This window comes from Rhodoglobus sp. G.S.4 (assembly GCF_056619605.1).
Genome location: NZ_CM152748.1, coordinates 1,286,923 through 1,309,100 on the forward strand (window position 1 = coordinate 1,286,923; position 22,178 = coordinate 1,309,100).

A 22,178-nucleotide genomic window follows, 5' to 3' on the forward strand; every position below is an offset into this window, starting at 1 on the left:
ACAGTTAAGAAACCTAAAACTCCGCCAACTTTTGCGCACCCTTGAGGAAACTGCCAGAGTTCAATCACTCTAGGCTTGGTTTTTGTCAGGAAGGATCGAATGTTTAAGAAGATTCTCGTTGCTAACCGAGGTGAAATCGCGATCCGTGCAATGCGCGCGGCTGTCGAACTCGGTGCACGAACTGTTGCTGTTTTTCCCTACGAGGATCGAAACTCGGTTCATCGGCTCAAAGCGGATGAGGCCTACCTCATTGGTGAAGAGGGGCATCCTGTACGTGCCTATCTCGACGTTTCGGAGATTATCCGCGTAGCTAAAGAGTCGGGTGCTGACGCGATCTACCCCGGTTACGGCTTCCTTTCGGAGAACCCGGAGCTTGCTCACGCAGCAGCGGATGCCGGAATCGCCTTCATCGGTCCGCCGACGAAGGTTCTTGAGATGGCTGGCAACAAGGTCACAGCCAAGGAGCACGCTATTGCTGCGGGAGTTCCCGTGCTCAAGTCGACTCCGGCAAGTACTGATCTTGATGAACTTCTCGCGGGCGCCGATGACATCGGTTTCCCCATTTTCGCTAAGGCAGTTGCTGGTGGTGGCGGGCGCGGAATGCGTCGAGTGGAGAAGAAAGAAGATCTCCGCGATGCGCTTGTCGAGGCTATGCGTGAAGCGGAAAGCGCTTTCGGCGACCCGACAATGTTTCTCGAGCAAGCGGTTGTGCGACCACGCCACATCGAAGTTCAGATCCTTGCGGATTCGCACGGCAACATCATTCACTTGTTTGAGCGCGATTGCTCCGTTCAGCGTCGGCACCAGAAGGTTGTCGAAATCGCTCCAGCCCCCAACCTTGACGAGAACACTCGACAAGCGATGTACCGTGACGCCGTCGCCTTTGCGAAGTCTATTGACTACGTCAATGCCGGCACTGTCGAGTTCTTGCTCGACACGGCGGGGGAGCGCAAGGGTGAGCACGTCTTTATCGAGATGAACCCGCGCATTCAGGTGGAGCACACTGTCACTGAAGAGGTCACCGACGTCGACCTCGTTCAGTCTCAGATGCGAATTGCTTTTGGCGAGTCCCTCGAAGAATTGGGGCTCCGTCAAGATGAGCTCAAGCTCCGCGGAGCAGCCCTCCAGTGCCGCATCACGACCGAAGACCCGGCGAGTGGGTTCCGGCCTGACACCGGAAAGATCACGACGTACCGCTCGCCTGGTGGCGCGGGCATCCGTCTGGATGGTGGAACGGTTTCTGCAGGGGCGCAAATTTCTCCGCACTTCGACTCCATGCTCGTGAAGATGACGTGCCGCGGTCGTGATTTTGCGTCCGCTGTGCGACGCGCACGTCGTGGACTGGCTGAGTTCCGTCTTCGCGGTGTGACGACAAACATCCCGTTCCTTCAGGGAGTGCTCGATGACCCGGAGTTCATTGCGGGAGATTTGAGCACGGCGTTCATCGATGAGCGCCCGTGGCTCGTGAACTCACACCGGTCTAAGGACCGTGGAACAAAGATCTTGACCTGGTTGGCTGAAGTGACCGTCAATCAGCCCAACGGCGACGGTGCAGGAATCATCAACCCGCAGCTCAAGTTGCCTCAGGTTGATCTTTCCCTTGAGGCTCCTGCCGGTTCACGCCAAAGACTGTTGGAACTGGGCCCTGCCGGCTTCGCTTCAGCTCTTCGTGAGCAGAAAGCTCTCGCGGTAACAGAAACGACATTCCGCGACGCCCATCAGTCGCTCTTGGCTACTCGCGTGCGAACTCGAGACTTAGTTGCTGTAATGCCGCATGTTGCGCGGTTGACTCCGCAATTGCTTTCGGTCGAGGCCTGGGGCGGGGCAACGTATGACGTCGCCCTGCGTTTCTTGGCTGAAGATCCGTGGGAGCGCCTCGCGTCAATGCGGGAGGCTCTACCTAACGTGGCCATCCAGATGCTTCTTCGCGGTCGCAACACTGTCGGCTACACCCCGTACCCCACCGAGGTTACGGATGCGTTTGTCCGTGAGGCTGCGAGCACCGGCGTCGACATCTTCCGCATTTTTGATGCGCTCAACGATGTATCTCAAATGCGCCCGGCAATTGACGCAGTGCTCAACACGGGCACCGCCGTCGCTGAGGTCGCCCTCTGCTACACGGGTGACTTGCTCGATCCGAATGAGGACCTGTACACCCTCGACTACTACCTCAAGCTTGCCGACCAGATCATGGAGAGCGGCGCTCACGTGCTCGCAATCAAGGACATGGCTGGGCTGCTGCGTGCAGAGGCCGCAGAGACCCTCGTGGCCGCGTTGCGTGAACGTTTCGATGCTCCGGTGCACGTGCACACTCACGACACGGCAGGCGGCCAGCTGGCCACCTTGCTTGCGGCGTCGCGTGCGGGTGCGGATGCCGTGGATGTCGCTAGCGCTCCGATGGCGGGTACGACAAGTCAGCCATCCATGTCGGCTCTCATCGCTTCGCTCGCGCACACCGAGCGTGACACGGGAATCTCGCTCGATGCGGTCTCGGATCTTGAACCGTATTGGGAAGCCGTTCGCCACACTTACGCCCCATTCGAGTCAGGACTTCCTGGACCAACGGGCCGCGTTTACCACCACGAGATTCCTGGTGGTCAGTTGTCGAACTTGCGTCAGCAGGCGATTGCGCTTGGCCTTGCCGACCAGTTCGAGACCATCGAGAACCTCTATGCTGCTGCCAACAAGATGCTCGGCCGTCCGCCAAAGGTCACTCCGTCCTCGAAGGTTGTTGGAGATCTCGCCCTGGCGCTTGCTGCAGCGAAGGCAGATCCAGCGGACTTCGAGGAAAATCCGGACAAGTACGACATCCCCGACTCGGTCATTGGGTTTATGGCGGGGGAGTTGGGTGAGCTTCCTGGCGGTTGGCCAGAGCCATTCCGGTCGAAAGTCCTCAAGGGCCGAAACGTCAAGATTGGTGTCGAAGAGGTCAGCGCTGAAGACCAGGCTGCTCTCGACGGTGAGCCAAACGAACGTCGTTCCGCCCTCAATAGGCTTCTCTTTGCTGGACCGACCCAGATTTTCGAAAAAGCTCGTGAGGCCTATGGAGATCTCTCCGCTCTCGCAAGCACCGACTACCTTTATGGTCTCCAGCAGGGCAACGAACATGTCGTCGAAATTGACAAGGGAGTTCAGCTCTTCGTCGGGCTTGAGGCGATCGGTGAAGCAGATGAGAAGGGGATGCGCACGGTTATGGCCACACTCAACGGCCAGTTGCGTCCGGTCTTCGTCCGAGACCTGAGCATTAAGGTCGACTCGACGTCAGCTGAAAAGGCCGATGCGTCGAAGCCGGGTCATGTGGCAGCGCCATTCTCGGGGGTTGTGACGCTTCAGGTCGAAGAGGGCACACAGGTTGAGGCAGGCCAGGCGGTTGCGTCAATTGAGGCAATGAAGATGGAAGCGGCGATCACTACGTCGGTTGCTGGCAGGGTCAAACGGCTCGCCATTCCTCAGACGCAGCAAGTGGATGCCGGAGACCTGCTTGTAGAAATTGAGCCAAGTTAGTCACGCCGAAGTGGGCTCCGAACGAGGCTCTTTTGAGGCAAGGGTCACGTTCGGTGCGTATACGCGGTAAAGTTGTGTGTTTGCTTTCTGAAAGGGATCGATAAGTGGCTACTAAGCGCAATGAACCCGATGTGCAGTCGTCCTCCGACGACGAAAGTTCGTCGACCGATCACGACTCGAAAGATTCGACGGTAAAAGAGGCACCGAGCACTGAAAGTCTCACGTTCACGTTGGCGTTGCCGACTCAGGTTCGGGAGACTCCAGAGCACGAGGCGGCTGTCGCTATCGACGACGTGCCGGTGAACGCCCACCACGTTGACCCCGCAGCTATGGCAACGACTTCGGTGTCCTTTGTTCCATCTGCCGTGGTCACGATGCCTGCAGAGACTGCCCAAGAAGCGGCGGTTATCCCGGAATTGCCTCCGGTAGATCACCCAACGACACGTCGCGGTCGACAGCGCACCGAGGTTCGCGCTGCTCCCGAAACGGCGACGATGCTCACCGCCGAACGTCTCATCAATCAGGGTAAGAAGAACCGTCGTCCGGCACCTGAGGGCTTCCTGCAGGAGCTTGTCTATGCGCTCACCTTCCACTTGGTGAATCTGGGTGACTCGTACTACGTACGGGAGCGCAAAGCGCTCGAGGCGCGCATTACCAAGACCTTTATCGGTGGTACTCGCTTCGTTCCTGTGCTCACTCGCAAGGGTGGTGTCGGAAAGACGACGATCACAGCTTTGCTCGGAATGGCATTGGCAGATACTCGTGAAGATCGCATCATCGCGATCGATGCCAACCCTGACCGCGGAACCCTCGCGGAACGCATTGACAAGCAGACGCGGGCCACCGTGCGCGACGTCGTCATGCGTTCTGATGGGCTTCACACTTTTAGCGAGTTTCAGACGGTCGTGTCGCGAGACGAAACACGACTCGATGTTCTGGCCTCAGACACCGACCCCCACGTCTCTGAAGCCTTCGACGAAGATGACTACAACGTCGTTGCGGATATGGCAGAGCGATTCTATTCAGTAGCGATCACCGACTGTGGAACCGGAATTGTGCACTCCGTCATGCGTGCAACCCTCCAGCGAGCTGACTCCATTGTCATCGTTTCGGGTGGCAGCGTTGATGAGGCCCGCCTCGCATCCGAAACTCTCACGTGGCTTGAATCCAACGGCCACGCCGATCTCGTAAAGAACGCTGTAGTCGCACTGAACACGGCGACGCAGGGAACTAACTTGGTCAAGCTTGAGGAGATCGAGGCGCACTTTAAGTCGCGAGTACGGGAGATCGTTCGCGTTCCTTATGACCCCAGCCTCGCCACGGGTTCGGTTGTGCACTACCGCGACCTCAACAAGCTGACTAAGAACGCTGCACGTGAGCTTGCGGCAGTTGTAATGGACGGCCTCCCAGAGGTACGGACCGACTGAAACTATGGCTGTTCGTGAGATTCGCCTCTTTGGCGATCCCGTGCTTCGTTCCCCGTGCGACCCGATTGTTATCGGAGACCCGCATGCTGCAGCGCTTATCGATGATCTGATTGAATCTGTTCAGGTTCCCGGCCGTGCCGGATTGGCCGCCAACCAGATCGGTGTTGGATTACGAGCCTTCAGCTACAACATTGACGGCGAAATCGGATACATCATCAATCCGGTTCTCGTTGAGGTGTCTGGCGAACCAGAGCTCGTCGAAGAGGGTTGCCTATCGGTGCCCGGGTTCTACTTTCTTCGTCGCCGGCACCCGTTCGCGCGCGTGACCGGCGTCGACCTTGATGGCGAGCCGATTGAACTCAGCGGAAACGGGCTTATGGCTCAAGCGCTCCAGCATGAAACTGATCACCTTGATGGACATCTGTACATAGAGGGCCTTGAACCCGAGTCGAAGCGCGAAGCGATGCGCGCTATTCGCCAAGCATCCTGGTACTAGCGCCGTCATTCGTCGCTCGTCGCTCGTAGGCGCAGTCGCTTGTAGGCGCAGTGGCTTGTAGGCACAGAAAACCCCCGTCGTGTTTGCCCACGACGGGGGTTTTCTCGTGCTCGAGCATTCCGGCTCGGCAACTACTACTTGAGCGAGATTCCTTCAGTAGCCGGTGAGTTCGAGTACAGTGACTCGATTACATCCGCGAAGTCGGCAAGAATCACGTTGCGCTTGATGCTCAATTTGGGCGTGAGGTGTCCGCTGGCTTCCGTTAGATCCGCATCGAGGATGTGGAACTTGCGGATCGACTCTGCTCGGGAGACCCGCGCGTTTCCGACATCAATAGCGCGCTGCACTTCGGCGAGTACCGCAGGGTGCTTTGCTGCTTGATCAAGGGTCCAGGTTGCATCTAGGCCGTTGTTGTTGAGCCAGACGGGGAGCATCTCTTCATCGAGGGTGATGAGCGCCGAGATGAACGGGCGCTGTTCACCAACGACGACAACTTGACCGATGATCGGGTTGGCGCGAATGGGATCTTCGAGTGCCGCAGGGGCGACGTTCTTTCCGCCGGCGGTTACGATGATCTCCTTCTTGCGTCCGGTGATCTCGAGGTATCCGTCTTCGTCGAACTTGCCGATGTCGCCGGTCTTGAACCATTCGCCGTCGAACACTTCACCGGTGGCTTCTTGGTTGTTCCAGTAACCGTCAAAGACACACACGCCTTTGGCTTGGATTTCACCATCCTCGGCAATGCGCACCGAAACACCGGGCAGCGGTGGCCCGACTTTGCCAATCTTGAAGTTGGATGGCTTGTTCACGGAGATCGGTGCCGTTGTCTCGGTGAGGCCGTAGCCTTCGAGAATTGTGAGGCCCAAGCTGCGGTAGAAGTGTCCGAGGCGAAGCCCAAGAGGCGCTGAACCGGAGACAGCGTACTTGACTCGTCCGCCGAGGGCAGCCCGAATCTTGGAGAGAACTAGTCGGTCGAAGATGGCGAACTGAATCTTGAGACCCAGCGGAACGTGACCGGAATCTATTGCTTTCGAGTGTGCGATCGCGACATCTGCTGCCTTGCGGAAAATCTTTCCCTTCCCGCCAGCTTCTGCCTTCTGTTCTGAGGAGTTGTAGACCTTCTCAAAGACGCGAGGCACCGCCAAAAGGAACGTCGGTTTGAATGACGCCATCGAGGGCAAAAGCAGCTTGGTGTCGGGCTGGTGCCCAACCTTCACTCCGCCGTGGATGCACAGAATGGAGATGAATCGAGCGAAGATGTGCGCTGTTGTGATGAACAGCAGCGTGCTCGAGTCGGGATTGACAACCTCAGGAATGGCCTTTTGTGAGTTACGGCACAGTTCAACGAAGTTGGAGTGGGTAATTATGCAACCCTTGGGCTTGCCCGTCGTGCCTGAGGTGTAGATGAGCGTGGCGAGATCCGCACCTTTGGCAAGGTTGCGACGGCGCTCAATTTCCTCATCGGTCACTGCAGTGCCTGATGCGGCTAGCTTGTCAATATCACCGAGGTCGATCTGCCACACGTTAGCGATGGCGGGCACGTCAGCACGAATCTCATCGAAGCGCGCGAAGTGATCGGGAGTCTCGGTGATGATGGCAATCGCACCAGAGTCAGTGAGATTCCAATGGATTTGAGTTGGCGAGCTGGTTTCATAGATCGGAACAAGCACGGCACCGGCGAACCAGGTCGCGAAGTCGATGAGCGTCCACTCATAGCGCGTCTTGCACATGAGCCCGATCTTGTCGCCGGGCTGTATGCCTGCGGCAACGAGCCCCTTAGCGACGGCCTTCACCTGAGCTAGGAACTCTGATGACGTCACGTCACTCCAGCCGCCATTGGCTGTGGGGAGTGAGAATAGGGCGTTATTTGGCGTAGCCGCGACGCGATCTATCAGAAGATCGGTTGCGTTCGCTTCCGGGTCAGCCTCAACTAGGGCTGGTACATCAAACTGTTTCACGGCAACTCCTTTGGCACCGGTAAGGTGGTCTACTCCACTCTAGCTAGGTCTTGCGGGTCAGACCATGCGCGCATTAGCGCGGGAGAATATTTGCACCCGTTTGTGGGGTACGTTCGGGCGCGCTGTAGAGTAGAGATTCGCTCGAGCAGGAGAAAGAGGCACCATGTTCTATTGGTTTATGAAGAATCTGGTGGCCGGCCCCATTCTGAAAACGGTGTTTCGGCCGTGGGTTTCTGGGCTCGAGAACCTGCCACGCAAGGGCGGCGTGATCCTCGCAAGCAACCACCTGTCGTTCATTGACTCGGTCTTCTTGCCGTTGGTGATGGATCGGCGAATCTTCTTCCTTGCCAAGAGCGACTATTTCACCGGCCGCGGCATCAAGGGCTTCTTCTCTCGCGCTTTCTTCAACGGCACAGGAATGCTTCCGATTGACCGCTCAGGCGGAAAGGCTTCCGAGGCCTCGCTCAATACGGGACTTGCGGTTCTCGCTCGCGGTGAAGTTCTTGGCATTTATCCGGAGGGGACACGTAGCCCAGATGGCAAGATGTATCGCGGTCGCACCGGTGTAGCTCGCATGATTCTTGAGGGCCATGTTCCTGTGGTTCCGGTTGCGATGATCGACACTGAGAAGGTCATGCCGATCGGCACCAAAATCCCGCGCATGGGTCGCATCGGAATCGTCTTCGGTGAGCCGCTCGACTTCAGCCGTTTCGAAGGTATGGAAGGCGACCGCTTCATTTTGCGGTCCATTACCGACGAGATTATGTACGAGCTCAACCGCATCAGCGGTCAGGAGTATGCGGATGTGTACGCTACGTCGGTCAAGGAACGCGCGGCTGCTCCTCGTCGCTGACCGTGACATTCCGTACCCCAGTGAGCCGGTAGGCTCGTAGTGGGTCACAAGCCCAGCCATTTTCGCAGTAAATGTATGAAGGAATCTCCCTGTGGTCGACCCGTCAGAACCAGTCGTGCTCGCTGATCCAACCGTGATTGCCGGTCTAGACAACTGGCGCACCCTCCCCATCAAGCAGCAGCCACAGTGGCCGGATGCCGTTGCGGTTGGCGAAGCCTCGAGCAAGATCGCTTCCCTTCCTCCGCTGGTATTCGCTGGCGAAGTTGATCGCCTGCGTTCACGGCTGGCGCGTGCTGCACAGGGAGAAGCTTTCCTCTTGCAGGGTGGTGATTGTGCAGAAACTTTTGCTGGCGCTACGGCCCGGCAAATTAGTGATCGCGTCAAAACGATTCTTCAGATGGCCGTTGTCCTCACGTATGGTGCCTCAAAGCCGATCGTCAAGATGGGCCGCATGGCTGGCCAGTTCGCCAAGCCACGCTCAAGTGACTTTGAGACACGCGGAGAAGTAACCCTTCCGGCCTACCGTGGCGACATCGTCAATGGTTTTGATTTCACTCCAGAGTCGCGGACCGCTGATCCAGCACGTCTGGTTGAGGGCTACCACACGGCGGCATCCACTCTGAACCTCATTCGCGCGTTCACACAGGGCGGCTTTGCCGATCTGCGCCAGGTGCACTCCTGGAACAAGGGCTTCGCGGCTAACCCGGCGAACCGCCAGTACGAGAGTCTCGCGAAAGAGATTGATAAGGCAGTGCGCTTCATGGAGGCGGCAGGTGCCGACTTCGACGAGCTCAAGCGCACGGAGTTCTATTCAAGCCATGAGGGCTTGTTGATGGACTACGAGCGCCCTATGACTCGCATCGATTCGCGCACGGGTACTCCGTACAACACCAGCGCCCATTTCCTGTGGATCGGGGAGCGCACTCGCGACCTCGACGGTGCGCACATTGACTACTTCTCGCGGCTGCGCAACCCGATCGGTGTGAAGCTCGGTCCAACGACGACTCCTGAGACGATGAAGCAGTTGATCGACAAGCTCGACCCCGAGCGTGAGCCGGGTCGACTTACCTTCATCACTCGTATGGGAGCTGGCAAGGTTCGCGACGCGTTGCCGCCGTTGCTCGAGGCAATCAAAGACATGGAAGCTACGCCGCTATGGGTCACCGACCCGATGCACGGCAACGGTCTCACGACGCCCACTGGCTACAAGACTCGTCGCTTTGACGATGTCGTTGACGAGGTCAAGGGGTTCTTCGAGGCCCATCGCGCTGCGGGAACATACCCTGGTGGAATCCACATCGAGCTCACTGGTGATGATGTCACCGAGTGCTTGGGTGGCTCAGAGCAGATCGACGAGGCCACTCTGGCAACCCGCTACGAGTCGCTGTGCGATCCTCGACTCAACCACATGCAGTCGCTTGAACTTGCTTTCTTGGTTGCCGAAGAGCTTCGCGCCTTCTAGCCTCAAACGCTTGACGTTGAACAACGACGCTCGCTAGCAGTCGTCCCGGCAAGGAACGGACCGCTAGCGAGCGTTTGTTTTGGTGAGCCAGTATTCGGCCGGGCACCGACAGGCGTCAATGCACGGCTGAAACGGGCAGGCTAGCCGTAGATCGTGACGTCGGCGCCACGCTTGATCATTTCTCCGCCAGCGGGGTCTTGATCAGTCACAACCGCAGGAGGGAAGCTCCAGAAGATTTGCTGGATGGCAGTGTCAACGGTGACGACGAATCCGGCTTCTTCGAGCTCGCGCTTAGCGGCGGCAATATTGTCACCGATGACATCAGGAACCTGAACGAGATCGGGTCCGCGAGAGATAATGAGCGTTGCGGTGTCGCCCTCGCGGAACGTGCGGGCAACGCCATCCGCGTTCTTCTCGGAGTCAATTGCGACGACCGTTCCTTCGGCGCAATCGTTGAAGACTTCGATGCCCTTTACTGCATCGAGTCCGACACCAGCGAGAATTTGCGACGCTTCCTCGAAGGTCGCGCAGGAGACGTTTGGTAGCGGCCCCACTGAAACGATGAGAGTGACTTCTTGCAGTTCGCCGTAGGTCTCTGAAGCAAGGATCGAGGCCCCATCAACGCCGAGGACGTCGATTACGAGTCCAGCACCGATATCGCCGTTGAACTGCTTGATTACGGGCTCGACGAGAGTGAACGGAGCGGCTTCGATGGCATCTCGTGCTTCTTGTTCTGTCATTCCCGCGAACGCCGGCACTGCGATGGGCTCGGGGCCCTTCGAGATGAGCAACGTGACGGCCGAGCCATTGGGTACCGCTGAACCAACGGCTGGCGTTGAGTTGGCTACCAGATCAATGGCGACCACGGGGTCAAACGTTTCGCCAAGTTCGTCGCTCACCGTGAGCCCGAGATCTTCCAGAATTGCCCGCGCCTCATCTGGCGTACTGCTCGTGATGCTTTCAGGGATCGTCACTTGCGAACCAGGACCAGAGCCGAAGTACCACCCCGCGCCAGCGGCACCGCCGACGAGCAACACAATGAGTACGAGCAGCCACCATCCACGTGACTTCCGTTTGGTCGCGCGCGTCGAAAGCGTTGTGGTGTTTTCTGACACTTGAGTCGGCGCGGGTGGGGCAACCTGTTGAAGTTCAGCGCCGAAGATCTGTGTTTCGGCCGTCGACCCGAGTGACTCCGCAGCAGGAGCGCTTGGCAACACCATCGTGCGCTGCACCGCTGTTGAGGCTGTCGGCGGCAACGCTGTCATCAAAGAACTGTGCGTTTGGTAGAGCTGATCGAGTAGCACCCGCGCGTCACGCGGACGATCATCCGGTTCGCGGGCGGTTGACCATAGGACAAGGTCGTCGAGTTCTGCTGGCACTAAGTGATTTGCTGCGCTGGGGCTGGGCACCGCATCGTTGGCATGCTGGTACGCAATCTGCATGGGCTGCTCACCCTTGAAGGGTTGTTCGCCAACGAGCATTTCGTACATCATGATTCCGACAGCGTAGATATCGCTGCGGGTGTCAGCTACACCTCGAGTAACGAGTTCGGGGGAGAGGTACGCGATCGTACCCAGCAGCGCTGCACCGGTTGCCGTGTTTGCGCTGGCAGCACGGGCTAAACCGAAGTCGCCAATTTTGATTCGCCCGTCGTCGGCGAGCAACACGTTTTCTGGTTTCAGGTCGCGATGAACGATGCCCGCTTTGTGGGCGGCGGCAAGTCCTGCGAGCACAGCCTCCATGATGTCGAGCGTTTGCTCGGTAGTCAGGATGCGATGCTCGAGCAGAAGGTCGCGGAGCGTAATTCCCGGAAGATACTCCATGACGAGATAAGCCATGTCGCTGTCTTGACCCTGGTCAAAAACGTTGACCACGTTGGGGTGCGCTAGGCGTGCAGACGATCGCGCCTCTTGAACGAAACGTTCTTTGAACTTGCTGTCGTCGGCAAGATGGCCGTGCATTATCTTGATCGCGACCTTGCGCTCAAGTCGAAGATCGGTTGCGAGGTAGACGGTGGCCATGCCGCCACGGGCAATTCGCGAACGGATCTGATACCGGCCGTCGAGGAGACGGCCGATCATCGGATCTGTAGTGTTCGCATTCACTCTGCGAGTCTAAAGTTCTGAGCCGTGAGAGTACCGCTAGACACGGCTGTTCGGCAGGTTAGCCGAGTTCTTGCAGCCACGAACGGGCCGAGGTCTCCCATTTTGCGTATGCATCTGGGTAAGCCGAGATCTGAACTGCCTGTGCAGCACGCGTCAGGCTCATGTCTTTCCAGCCTGAGATCTCGAGGAGACCGCGGGTCACGCCCTTGTTGGGGTTGCTCGGTCCGCCATAGAAGAGTCGTGCGGCGTACGACGGAGTGGTGAGTTGAGTAACGGTGCCCCACCCGGCGCTGGGCCGCTGCTGGAACAGCCCGACTGAGTCTCGGTCGCCCCAGTTGAGATTGCGCAGACTCGATTCCTGCATCGCCGTAGCGAGAGCAATCGTGATTCCGTAGTCGGAAACTCCCAGATCACGGCCAACCTGAATGACTACCTGCGCGTTTGCACGCATCTCGGCGGTCAGATAGGTCACATTGCCGCCGCTGCTTGCAGGAGCCGCGCTCGACGACGGAATCGTGAGCTTGTCGCCGATGTGGATAATGCGTGCGGAGCTCAGCCCGTTCGCGTCGAGTACCGCTTGGGTAGAAAGCCCGAAACGTTTGGCGATTGCTGAAACTGTGTCGCCCGATACAACCAGATAACTACTGCCGGATACGACGGGTGCTGGTGCTGGTGCTGGTGCTGGCGCTTCCGCGACGGGAGCGGGTGCCGGTGCTGGTGCTGGTTCTTCGTCAACGACGGCAACGTCTTCGGTCTGATCACCAGCTTCGGTAGTGCTCTCGGCAGAGTCGTCAACCGCGCTGCTGGCGGCATCCGACGCATCGTTGCTGTCATCATCCGTCGTGAAGTCGTATTCCTGAGTGTCTTCCTGCGCGCCTTCGCTTGGTGAACTGAGGTTGCCAGGAATCAGAATGGTTTGGCCAGGGTAAATGATGCTCGACCAGCCGAGGCCGTTTGCTGACATCACCGAAATTGTCGAGACACCAAACTTGTTGGCGATTCCGCTGATGGTGTCGCCAGCAACGATTGTGTATTGACCATTGGTTGTCTTGGTGTGGCTAACGCTCGGCAACGGTGCTGCTGCGCCCTTGGTGAGCGTTAGCTGCTGCCCGGGAAAGATCATTGATGACCAGCTGAGGCCATTGAGCGCCAGAACGGATGCTGTGGACAGCCCATAGCGAGACGCGATGTCGCTAACGGTGTCTCCTTCAGCGACGGTGTAGCTCGCCGGGGCTGGTGAAATCACTGTCGCGGCGGCCTCGGTTGCGATTGCAGCGGCGCGTGGGGTCGGCTTCTTTGCCGTCTCGGTCGACAGGCCAGGATCGTTCGGAGTTTTTGCATTGACGGGCTCGACTGGACCGGTCAGGTTGAAGGTAGCTGCAGCGAGTGATCCGACGAGAATTACGGGAACCGTGTTCATGAGATTGCGGCCGGCTCGGGCTCGCTGTTGAGCTAGTCGTCGTGCGCGCTCTCCGTTGTCGGTTGTCGCGGGAACTAGTCCGGCGAAAACTGTGTGAGCAACACTGTCGGTGTCGTCCATTGTGAAATGTGTCATTTTGTCTTCCTGCTCCCGGCCCCGAGAAGGTGTGCGTGATCACCTAGATCACGGCGCCAACGCTGTCACAGAAGGTGCCTAGTGTCAACCATCGTGGCTGGTGTGGCTAATGTGACTGAAGTTATCTAAGTCGACTCGTGAATATTCTGTATATGCCGTGCTAACTGTCAGGTTTTCCACAACGGCCGTGGCACTCTTAAGGCGTGACTGAATCACCCACCATTAACTGGCTCACCGTTCCTGACCTCACCGAGCAGCTCGGCTTGAAGGTCAGCCAAGTTCGCCGCCTTATTGAAGAAGGCGCTCTACTTGCGAGCAAGATCGACGGAGTGTGGCAAGTTCCCGACGTCTTCATCGTCGATGGGGCACCGCTGCGCGAGCTCAAAGGCACCGTCATCGTTCTGAGCGACGCTGGCTTCACTTCAGACGAGTCGATGAACTGGTTGCTCAACGCCGAACCGAGCTTGGGTGTTTCACCCGTCGAAGCATTGAGAGCCGGCAGAAAAGCCGAAGTGCGTCGAGTCGCCCAAGCTCTCGGCTTCTAGGCGTTCGGCACCACGGCTCTCCTTGGCGTTCTCCTCCGAGGCCGCAACAATCTTTTTACGATGTGCGAGTAGTAGCTGCCGTCGCTAGCTCAAGAAGTCGCGCTCGAGCTGTCGGCGCCAGGTTCGCGTTCTCAATCGATTCGCAGGCGCGCTCGAGATTCCGTGCGATTACTTTTTCAATCTGATCGACGGCACCCGAATCCTGAAGTGTCGAGCGAATCATATTGACCTGCTCTGTCGAGAGATCGGGGTCGCCGAGAAGTTCATCCAAGATTGAATTGGCGCTTGCCGGGAGTTTCTGGCGAGCAATGGCGATGATCGCGGTTCGTTTTCCTTCACGAAGATCATCGCCAGCAGGTTTACCGGTCAACTCAGGGTCGCCAAATATCCCCAACACGTCGTCCCGAAGTTGGAATGCGACACCGAGGGGGAGCCCGAATGCTCGCAACGCGTCGATCTGTTCTTCGCTTCCCGCGCCCAGACTTGCGCCGACGGCAAGCGGAGCTTCGACGCTGTATTTTGCCGACTTGTAGATCAATACGCGCTGTGCCCGCTCTAGCGCTTCAGACTCGGGATAACTTGCCCACGCGCTTTCGTCGTGGATGTCGAGAAACTGGCCAGCCATTACCTCAGTTCGCATCGTCATAAATTCTCGACGAGCGGCCAGCGCTGCTGGTCGAGGAAGCATGGCGATTCCGCGTCCAAGAAGTTCGTCGCTCCAGCCGAGAAGAAGGTCGCCGAGGAGTAATGCCGAGGACTGGCCGTACGCTTCTGCGCTGCCGGCCCAGCCGCCATCCCGATGCATTTGCTCAAAGCGACGGTGTGCAGCTGGCGCGCCGCGTCGAGTGTCAGAACGGTCCATGATGTCGTCGTGAACGAGCGCTGCGGCGTGAAAGAGCTCTAGCGCCGATGCCGACATAAGAACGCCAGGCAATGCGCCTGCAACAGCGTCATCGTCTAGAGGGCTTTCTGCCGAAGGTATTCCCGCGACTGATTGCCAGCCCCAGTAGCAAAAGAGTGCGCGAAAGCGCTTTCCGCCAGAGAGTAGATCACCCCCGACGTCGATCAGGGCAGTGAGTTCGGGCGCGATCGCGTCCAGCTCCGCACGCTTTTCGGCGAGGAACTCGTCAACGTTCAGCTGGACAAGGTCAACTAACTGGTTACTCTCAGGCACTTGTCTAGCCTAGCGACTGAATCGGGGCGTACTATGGAGGCCTAGCCGTGGATCCCATAGAGAGGGGAACGGAATGCCGCTTTCAGAGCAAGAGCAGCGGGCCCTCGATGAGATGGAGCGCAGCCTCTATCAAAACGATGCTGATTTCGTCAGTACAGTCAGCCCTCGTCGTGGCAAGCCCAACTACCGAATGATGGTGATCGGCGTTCTTGTCGGTGTCGCCGGAATTATTGCCCTCCTCACGGGAGTCATCATCCAGCAGCCCCTTGTCGGCGTGCTCGGCTTTATTGTGATGTTCGTTGGTGTGCTTCTGTTTGTCTCACCACCGCGTTTGAGCGCCGCAGATGCAGCGGATGCATCGCCCTCCACTTCATCGCGTCGAGCAACGAAGCGTGGTGCGTCATTCATGGACACCATCAACAGTCGTTGGGATCGCCGCCAGGACGGGCGCAGCTAACTCCAACCCTCTCCACTTTTAGGACCAGCCTTCGGGCTGGTCCTTTTTTTGTGCCCTAAACGGGGTCAGTTTGCTGCGTTCTGCCAAATTTGCTCCATTTTCCTCCACCTGCTTCTCCCTTATGTTTACTGACTTCTTTCAAGGTATTTTGATATTTATGGGGAAAAACCTTAGATAAGTGGTTGAAAGTGGAGTAAAGTGGAGAACACCTAAATCTGGGCCGGAGAATGAGGGGGAGTAGCCATGTTTCTTGGCACCTATGCCCCCAAGCTCGATGACAAGGGCCGCATCATCCTCCCGGCCAAATTTCGTGAAGAGCTCGCGTCAGGCGTGGTCGTTACCCGTGGACAAGAGCGCTGCCTCTACGTCTTCAGCCAGCGCGAATTCGAAGTAATGCACGAAGCAATTCGCAAGGCGCCTGTAACAAGCAAGCAAGGGCGAGACTTTCTTCGTCTCTTTCTCTCCGGTGCAAACCAAGAGACACCAGACAAACAACACCGGGTCACCATCCCAGCCGGGCTGCGCGAATACGCAGGCTTGGGGCGTGACCTCACCGTCATCGGTGCAGGCAACCGCGCTGAAATCTGGGACACCGAAGCCTGGAACACCTACTACGCGGCCAGCGAGGCCGACTACGTCAACACCACCGAGGAGGTGATTCCGGGACTCTTCTAGCTCTTCGACGCTGACTCCCAGCCGAACGCCCTGATTTTCTTCCCCGATATCAGGTCGCATCGGATGGGGATCAGCCTCCGAGAACTAGCCCGTACACCATGGCTGATAACACCATCCACACCCCAGTGCTCCTTGAGCGTTCGATCGAATTGCTTGCACCGGCACTGGAATCACCAGGCGCCGTGCTCGTTGACGGCACCTTAGGCATGGCCGGACACGCTGAGGCTTTCCTCCAGCGGTTCCCTGAGCTCACGCTCGTGGGCATTGATAGAGACGAGGACGCTCTTGCTATCGCTCGACGTCGGCTTGAGCCTTTCTCTAGCCGCACGCACTTTGTTCATGCTGTCTACGACGAGATTCCGCAGGCACTCGCTTCGCTGGGATTCCCGAGCGCTCAAGGAATCTTCTTCGACCTCGGTGTCTCGTCGCTCCAACTCGACAGAGTTGAGCGCGGGTTCTCCTATTCTCAAAATGCTCCGCTAGACATGCGAATGGATGTCTCGACACCGATAACGGCCGAGCACATCCTCGCTACCTATAGCGAACTAGAACTTCGCCGCATCTTCTACGCCTACGGTGACGAGAAATTAGCACCTCGATTTGCGAGTCGGATCGTGCAATTTCGCGAACAGCAGCCGTTGACCACATCGGCGCAACTAGTCGAACTGGTAATCGCGGCTACTCCCGCAGCCGCTCAGCGGGCTGGGCACCCCGCAAAACGTGTGTTCCAAGCCCTCCGCATTGAAGTAAACCAAGAACTTTCCGTTCTCGAACGCGCAATCCCCGCAGCGATCAACTCGCTAGACATCGGCGGCCGAATGGTCGTGCTGGCATATCAGTCGCTCGAAGACCGCATCGTCAAGCGTGAACTTCAACGACGGTCGCGGTCGACGGCGCCTGCAGGCCTTCCTGTCGAGCTTCCCGAACACAAGCCCGAATTGAAACTGCTCGTTCGAGGCTCTGAACAAGCAAGTGACGCAGAACAACAAACCAACCCCCGCGCCAAGCCCGTACGACTGCGAGCTATCGAACGAATGCGAGTCATCTCATGAGCACTAACCTCGCTTATGCGCAGCCACAGCACGAACCAACCCCTCGTCAGCGACCGTCTCACATCGAGATCGTCACGACTCGGGCCCAGCGAAAGGCCCGTCCGCGGGCTCTTTATGCTGTCGCTACCGTGGCCAGCATGTTTGTGATCCTCGCAGCCCAACTGCTGCTGAGCATTGTTGTTACTCAGGGTGCTTACCAGATTGATTCGCTGCAAGACCAGCAGAAGCTTCTGAACCGCACCGAGCAGAATCTCCTCGAATCGCTCGCGCTGCAATCGTCTTCGCAGAATCTTGCAGCACAAGCAGCTGGCTTCGGAATGGTTCCCAACTCCACTCCGTATTCGCTCAACGTCGCTACTGGCTCTGTTTTCCAGCTTCCCGGCAGTGCGGACCCCACCGGTTGCGGCGGAAAGTGCGGCCTCGTTGGCAACACCCTGCTCACCGGAATGCCTCTCGTAAGTGCAGAGGTCGCTGCCGCGGCGAAGGCAGCCGATGCAACGGCAGCTGCGGCTGCGGCAACCACGGCAGCAACGGTTTCGAGTTCATCGACTGCTTCTGCATCCACCGCCGCGCCAGAGGTCGCTAATAACGCGATTCCCGCGCCTGTCACGCGATGATTGAACCAATCACACCGGGGGAGAACCGATGAAGCCGCGCTCGACACGTGCCAGAATCACGTTTGTTGTTTTTACGATTCTCGCGTTGAGCGCAGTTTTCATGATCCGGCTCATAGACCTTCAGGTTGTTCAAGCTGAGACGTTGTCTGCAGAAGCAGATACGAAACGCACGCTGACCCGAGTGACCTACGGAACGCGTGGAGACATCGTTGACACGCGCGGAGCCGTTCTTGCCGACAGCGTCGAACGCTTCGACATTGTGATCTCACCGCGGGTGACTCTCTTAAGGGAGAACGCGTCTGTCGTCGTTCTAGAAGATCTCACCAAAATCACCGAGCTGATTGGGGGAGACCCCGCGGCGTTGCTGACGATGATCCTTGAGAACCCGGACTCCGACTTCGAGTATTTGGCAAAAGGAATCACGCTCGAGCAGTACCAAGCGGTAGCCAAACTCGATATCGCTTGGCTGTACTACGAACTGCGCCCAGACCGTAGCTACCCCAACGGCGAAGTTGCCGGCAATCTCGTCGGGTTCATCGGTACCGATGGTGCGCAAGCGGGGCTCGAACTGACCGAGGATGAGTGCCTAGCGAGCCAGGATGGCGAAGCGAGCTATGCCCGTGGAGAAGATGGGGTTGCGCTGCCAGGTAGCTCGGTAGACATTCTCGAACAAAAAGACGGCGGCACTCTCAAACTGACCATTGATCGAGATCTGCAGTTCTATGTGCAGCAGCGGATGGCGCAGACAGCAGAAGCGCTTGGTGCTACTTGGGCAACCGGAGTGGTCATGCGCGTCAGTGACGGACACCTCATGGCGGTAAGTGATTGGCCGACCGTAGACCCCAACAACGTCAACCTTTCTGATGTGGGAGATCTCGGCTCCCGTGCATTCAGTACCCCCTACGAGCCAGGTTCCACGGTGAAAGCCCTTACCGCTGCATCGCTCATCGATTCCGGAGCGGCAAATCAACGCACGCAAGTGGTTTCGCCATACGCACTTGAGCTTGCCAATGGTGGCGGCGTCATTAGTGACTCGTTTTATCACGCCGACCAGCGACTGACTCTCGCCGGTGCACTCGTTGAGTCCTCGAACACCGCAATCGCTCAGTACACCGATTTGCTCAAGGCTTCGGCTCGCCACGACTACTTGCAGGCATTCGGCCTCGGAGAAGAGACGGGTATCGATTTCAACGGTGAGTCGAGTGGCACCCTGTACGAAGCGAATAACTGGGATGCGCGTACCAACTACACCGTGCAATTCGGCCAGGGTCTGAGCGTGACATCTATCCAGATGGCTAGTGCTTACCAGGCACTCGGCAACGACGGCGTTCGGATTCCACCATCGATCGTCGAAGGCTGCTACTGGCCAGACGGCAGTGTCACGGATACGCCTTCGGCCGACGGAGTTCGAGTTATCTCGAAAGAAGCATCTGAGCAGACTCTTCAGATGATGGAAATGGTTTATAGCTCGAGCGGATCAGCTCCGAACCTGCAGATTCCCGGATATCGAGTAGCAGTCAAGAGCGGAACAGCGCAGGTCGCCGAGAACGGCGGCTATGGCGACAAAGTCGTTATCTCCTACGCTGGGATCGCTCCAGCAGACAATCCTGAGTACGTTGTGATCGCGACCGCCGGTATCCCGGATACCATCTATTCGGGCGCTATTGCATCGACATTCCGAGACATTATGGCCCAGACGCTTACCACCTACCGTGTTACTCCGTCGGGAACTGCGGGACCGGATCTGCCATTGCGCTGGTAAGTTTTCCGCGCGTTCACCCAACCTGGAGCACACCACGTGATCGAACTGACTATCGCCGAGATTGCCACCGCCGTAGGTGGAACCCTTGTTGACTCGGCAACCGGAGACCGTCAGTTGCCGGCTGTAGCCGTGCAAACGGACTCGCGGTTGAGCACAGCGGGATCGGTGTTTTTTGCGCTTCGGGGAGAGACAACAGACGGGCACCTCTTTGCCGCCAGCGCGGTTGCCAACGGCGCTGAACTGGTCGTTGCCGAATACCCCCTTGACCTGGATGTCGCGCAGATCATTGTCGCTAACGGAGTGCACGCACTCCAGGCACTCGCCCGCACTGTCGTCGCTCGCGTTCGCGCTAAAGGAGATTTGAAGGTTGTTGCCGTCACAGGGTCAAATGGCAAGACCACAACGAAGAACATGCTGCGGAGCATCCTCGAACGTCAGGGTGAGACTGTTGCACCTCAGGGCTCATTCAACAACGACGTTGGTGCACCGATCACCATGCTTGGCGTGACGCACGAAACCAAGTACCTCGTTGTAGAAATGGGTGCAGACGGTGTCGGCGACATCACCCGACTGCAATCGATCGTGATGCCCGACGTCGGAATCGTGCTCATAGTTGGGCTTGCTCACATCGGAAAGTTTGGCGATGCGGCGACGACTGCCATCGCAAAGTCCGAAATGGTGACCGGGCTGCCGCCGGAGGCAACAGCCGTTCTCAACTACGACGACGGTCGAGTTAAAGCGATGGGCGCGCTAACCGAGGCTGCCGTTAGTTCCTTTGGGCTCGACGCAAGCGCGGATGTCTGGGCTGACGAAATCGAGGCGACCGCTCGCGGCACCGCATTTGATCTTCATATCGGTGACGACACCATCCCGGTGCAGTTGCGGATCCTTGGTGAACACCACGTCACGAATGCCCTTGCTTCGATTACAGCAGCGCGAGCCCTTGGCATTGACCCTCAGAGTTCAGCGACCGCACTTGAGTCGATCGAACGAGCCGAGCGTTGGCGCATGGAACTGCTCGCTGGTCCCGGTGGCATCACCGTGATCAACGACGCCTACAACGCGAGCCCCGATTCCATGGCGGCGGCTTTGAAGACACTCGTGCAGGTCGTTGGCCCGAAAAACAGATCCGTCGCAGTGCTTGGGGAGATTGCCGAGTTAGGCGACTATGCCAACGAAGAACACGATCGCATCGGGCGACTCATCGTGCGCTTGAACGTGCAGAAGCTGATTGTTGTTGGCCACGCCGCCCGCCACATCCACAACGCTGCCGGTCTCGAAGGTTCGTGGGATGGAGAGTCGGTACTCGTGGATAGCGTCGAAGAGGCATACGCTGTGCTGCGTGAAGAACTGCGAGAGGGCGATGTTGTGCTGGTGAAATCGTCGAACTCTGCTGGCCTTCGGCACCTGGGTGACCGGATCGCGGGTGTAACGGCATGATTGCCCTCCTCATAGCAGCGGGTTTCTCGCTCATGTTCACCCTCCTGCTGACGCCACTGTTCATTCGCCTATTTGTGCGACTCAAATGGGGTCAATTCATTCGGGACGATGGTCCTGAGAGCCACCACACCAAACGTGGAACGCCCACGATGGGCGGAATCGTCTTCATCATTGGCTCGACCGCCGGCTACTTTGTCGGTCACTGGGTAGCCCAGGAAACTGTCACGCTTTCGGGTCTTCTCGTGATCTACCTCATGGTCGGATTGGGTCTGATCGGTTTTCTCGACGACTTTTTGAAGACCCGCAAGCAGCGCAGTCTCGGACTCGGCGGTTGGTCGAAAGTGGCCGGACAGGTAATAGTTGCAGCCGGTTTTGCCGCTCTCGCGCTCAACTTCCCTGATCCGGGAGGACTCACACCGGCATCCACAATGATTTCCGCAGTTCGGGATATCACTTGGCTGGATCTCGCGACGTTCGGCGTCGTCGCCGGTGGGATATTGTTCGCGATTTGGGTGACTCTCATCATCGTGAGCGCTTCTAACGGAGTAAACGTAGCGGATGGTCTCGATGGACTCGCCACTGGATCAGCAATCTTCGCGATCTCCTCCTACATTGTCATCGGCTTCTGGCAGAATAATCAGTCATGTAGCAACATTGGAATCGACCGCGAAGTGCTCTACAAGTGCTACGACGTTCGTGACCCACTAGATCTCGCCATCATCGCTGCGGCAATCGCTGGAGCGCTCATCGGATTCCTTTGGTGGAACACCTCCCCGGCTCAGGTATTCATGGGCGACACCGGCTCGCTGGGACTCGGCGGTGCGCTTGCCGCGCTCGCCATCATGAGTCGCACCGAGTTGCTGCTCGTTCTCATCGGAGGCCTCTTCCTTATCGTCACCGGTTCAGTGATCCTTCAACGGGTGTACTTCAAGATCACCGGTGGTAAACGAATCTTCTTGATGAGTCCGCTGCACCATCACTTTGAACTCAAAGGCTGGGCAGAAGTCACGGTCGTCGTGCGCTTCTGGCTAATCGCCGCCCTCTTCGTTGCCGCCGGCGTCGGCCTCTTCTACCTCGAATGGATTAACCAGTAGCT

The 22,178-nt window shown here is 57.9% G+C and carries 17 protein-coding genes; 13 read left to right on the top strand and 4 right to left on the bottom strand.

Translation table 11 applies throughout. The features are described 5' to 3' along the window. Positions 1-99 precede the first annotated feature (99 nt). The 3 genes from AC061P_RS06275 (at position 100) to def (ending at position 5,427) form a co-directional block, all read left to right on the top strand. Positions 100-3,504 carry a pyruvate carboxylase gene (locus AC061P_RS06275; protein WP_449646553.1) on the top strand — a complete coding sequence of 1,135 codons (3,405 nt, stop codon included), beginning with the start codon at positions 100-102 and terminating at the stop codon, positions 3,502-3,504. 104 nt (positions 3,505-3,608) lie between these two features. Then, the gene (locus tag AC061P_RS06280) at positions 3,609-4,931 is read left to right on the top strand and encodes a MinD/ParA family ATP-binding protein (RefSeq protein WP_449646554.1); all 1,323 of its coding nucleotides are present in this window, start codon (positions 3,609-3,611) and stop codon (positions 4,929-4,931) included. A gap of 4 nt (positions 4,932-4,935) precedes the next feature. After that, complete coding sequence (gene def / locus AC061P_RS06285; protein WP_480392095.1) at positions 4,936-5,427, top strand: peptide deformylase; 492 nt, start codon at positions 4,936-4,938, stop codon at positions 5,425-5,427. Positions 5,428-5,561: 134 nt separating this feature from the next. Here def and AC061P_RS06290 read toward each other — a convergent pair whose 3' ends face one another. Further along, on the bottom strand, positions 5,562-7,385 hold the full coding sequence (locus AC061P_RS06290) for an AMP-dependent synthetase/ligase (protein WP_480392096.1): 1,824 nt from the start codon (positions 7,383-7,385) through the stop codon (positions 5,562-5,564). A gap of 163 nt (positions 7,386-7,548) precedes the next feature. Here AC061P_RS06290 and AC061P_RS06295 point away from each other — a divergent pair, with 163 nt between their 5' ends. After that, positions 7,549-8,238, top strand: a complete 690-nt coding sequence (locus AC061P_RS06295) for a lysophospholipid acyltransferase family protein (protein WP_480392097.1) — start codon at positions 7,549-7,551, stop codon at positions 8,236-8,238. A 91-nt stretch (positions 8,239-8,329) separates the two neighbouring features. Then, positions 8,330-9,700, top strand: a complete 1,371-nt coding sequence (locus AC061P_RS06300) for a class II 3-deoxy-7-phosphoheptulonate synthase (RefSeq protein WP_480392098.1) — start codon at positions 8,330-8,332, stop codon at positions 9,698-9,700. 140 nt (positions 9,701-9,840) lie between these two features. Here AC061P_RS06300 and pknB read toward each other — a convergent pair whose 3' ends face one another. Together pknB and AC061P_RS06310 are read right to left on the bottom strand one after the other, a co-directional pair. Next, positions 9,841-11,805 carry a Stk1 family PASTA domain-containing Ser/Thr kinase gene (gene pknB, locus AC061P_RS06305; protein ID WP_480392099.1) on the bottom strand — a complete coding sequence of 655 codons (1,965 nt, stop codon included), beginning with the start codon at positions 11,803-11,805 and terminating at the stop codon, positions 9,841-9,843. A 58-nt stretch (positions 11,806-11,863) separates the two neighbouring features. After that, positions 11,864-13,360, bottom strand: coding sequence for a muramidase family protein (locus AC061P_RS06310; protein WP_480392100.1), 1,497 nt, complete (start codon positions 13,358-13,360; stop codon positions 11,864-11,866). A gap of 203 nt (positions 13,361-13,563) precedes the next feature. Between AC061P_RS06310 and AC061P_RS06315 the strand changes: the two genes are divergently transcribed. Continuing rightward, on the top strand, positions 13,564-13,905 hold the full coding sequence (locus AC061P_RS06315) for an Rv2175c family DNA-binding protein (protein ID WP_449646560.1): 342 nt from the start codon (positions 13,564-13,566) through the stop codon (positions 13,903-13,905). Positions 13,906-13,960: 55 nt separating this feature from the next. On the opposite strand, the gene AC061P_RS06320 is transcribed toward AC061P_RS06315, so the two are convergent. Further along, the gene (locus tag AC061P_RS06320; RefSeq protein WP_480392101.1) at positions 13,961-15,079 is read right to left on the bottom strand and encodes a polyprenyl synthetase family protein; all 1,119 of its coding nucleotides are present in this window, start codon (positions 15,077-15,079) and stop codon (positions 13,961-13,963) included. Positions 15,080-15,152: 73 nt separating this feature from the next. On the opposite strand from AC061P_RS06320, the gene AC061P_RS06325 reads away from it, so the two are divergent. From AC061P_RS06325 to mraY, 7 genes are all read left to right on the top strand, one after another. Continuing rightward, positions 15,153-15,536, top strand: a complete 384-nt coding sequence (locus AC061P_RS06325; RefSeq protein ID WP_449646562.1) for a DUF3040 domain-containing protein — start codon at positions 15,153-15,155, stop codon at positions 15,534-15,536. Positions 15,537-15,779: 243 nt separating this feature from the next. Further along, positions 15,780-16,211 carry a division/cell wall cluster transcriptional repressor MraZ gene (mraZ, locus tag AC061P_RS06330; RefSeq protein WP_449646563.1) on the top strand — a complete coding sequence of 144 codons (432 nt, stop codon included), beginning with the start codon at positions 15,780-15,782 and terminating at the stop codon, positions 16,209-16,211. A 98-nt stretch (positions 16,212-16,309) separates the two neighbouring features. Beyond that, positions 16,310-17,263 carry a 16S rRNA (cytosine(1402)-N(4))-methyltransferase RsmH gene (rsmH, locus tag AC061P_RS06335; protein ID WP_449646564.1) on the top strand — a complete coding sequence of 318 codons (954 nt, stop codon included), beginning with the start codon at positions 16,310-16,312 and terminating at the stop codon, positions 17,261-17,263. Continuing rightward, positions 17,260-17,880 carry a cell division protein FtsL gene (gene ftsL / locus AC061P_RS06340; protein ID WP_449646565.1) on the top strand — a complete coding sequence of 207 codons (621 nt, stop codon included), beginning with the start codon at positions 17,260-17,262 and terminating at the stop codon, positions 17,878-17,880. Before rsmH ends, ftsL begins: the two co-directional genes overlap by 4 nt. A gap of 100 nt (positions 17,881-17,980) precedes the next feature. After that, complete coding sequence (locus AC061P_RS06345; protein WP_449646566.1) at positions 17,981-19,642, top strand: peptidoglycan D,D-transpeptidase FtsI family protein; 1,662 nt, start codon at positions 17,981-17,983, stop codon at positions 19,640-19,642. Between the two features lie 36 nt (positions 19,643-19,678). After that, positions 19,679-21,082 (top strand): UDP-N-acetylmuramoyl-tripeptide--D-alanyl-D-alanine ligase, encoded by a 1,404-nt coding sequence (locus tag AC061P_RS06350; protein ID WP_480392102.1) that lies wholly within the window; start codon positions 19,679-19,681, stop codon positions 21,080-21,082. Beyond that, positions 21,079-22,176, top strand: coding sequence for a phospho-N-acetylmuramoyl-pentapeptide-transferase (mraY, locus tag AC061P_RS06355; RefSeq protein WP_449646568.1), 1,098 nt, complete (start codon positions 21,079-21,081; stop codon positions 22,174-22,176). Before AC061P_RS06350 ends, mraY begins: the two co-directional genes overlap by 4 nt. Positions 22,177-22,178 lie beyond the last annotated feature (2 nt).

What these genes read in the sequence shown, in the direction of transcription:
- AC061P_RS06275 (WP_449646553.1), top strand. Translation starts at nt 100, where the DNA reads ATGTTTAAGAAGATTCTCGTTGCTAACCGAGGTGAAATCGCGATCCGT.
- def (WP_480392095.1), top strand. Translation starts at nt 4,936, where the DNA reads ATGGCTGTTCGTGAGATTCGCCTCTTTGGCGATCCCGTGCTTCGTTCC.
- AC061P_RS06295 (WP_480392097.1), top strand. Translation starts at nt 7,549, where the DNA reads ATGTTCTATTGGTTTATGAAGAATCTGGTGGCCGGCCCCATTCTGAAA.
- AC061P_RS06310 (WP_480392100.1), bottom strand. Translation starts at nt 13,360, where the DNA reads ATGACACATTTCACAATGGACGACACCGACAGTGTTGCTCACACAGTT.
- AC061P_RS06325 (WP_449646562.1), top strand. Translation starts at nt 15,153, where the DNA reads ATGCCGCTTTCAGAGCAAGAGCAGCGGGCCCTCGATGAGATGGAGCGC.
- mraZ (WP_449646563.1), top strand. Translation starts at nt 15,780, where the DNA reads ATGTTTCTTGGCACCTATGCCCCCAAGCTCGATGACAAGGGCCGCATC.
- rsmH (WP_449646564.1), top strand. Translation starts at nt 16,310, where the DNA reads ATGGCTGATAACACCATCCACACCCCAGTGCTCCTTGAGCGTTCGATC.
- ftsL (WP_449646565.1), top strand. Translation starts at nt 17,260, where the DNA reads ATGAGCACTAACCTCGCTTATGCGCAGCCACAGCACGAACCAACCCCT.
- AC061P_RS06345 (WP_449646566.1), top strand. Translation starts at nt 17,981, where the DNA reads ATGATCCGGCTCATAGACCTTCAGGTTGTTCAAGCTGAGACGTTGTCT.
- mraY (WP_449646568.1), top strand. Translation starts at nt 21,079, where the DNA reads ATGATTGCCCTCCTCATAGCAGCGGGTTTCTCGCTCATGTTCACCCTC.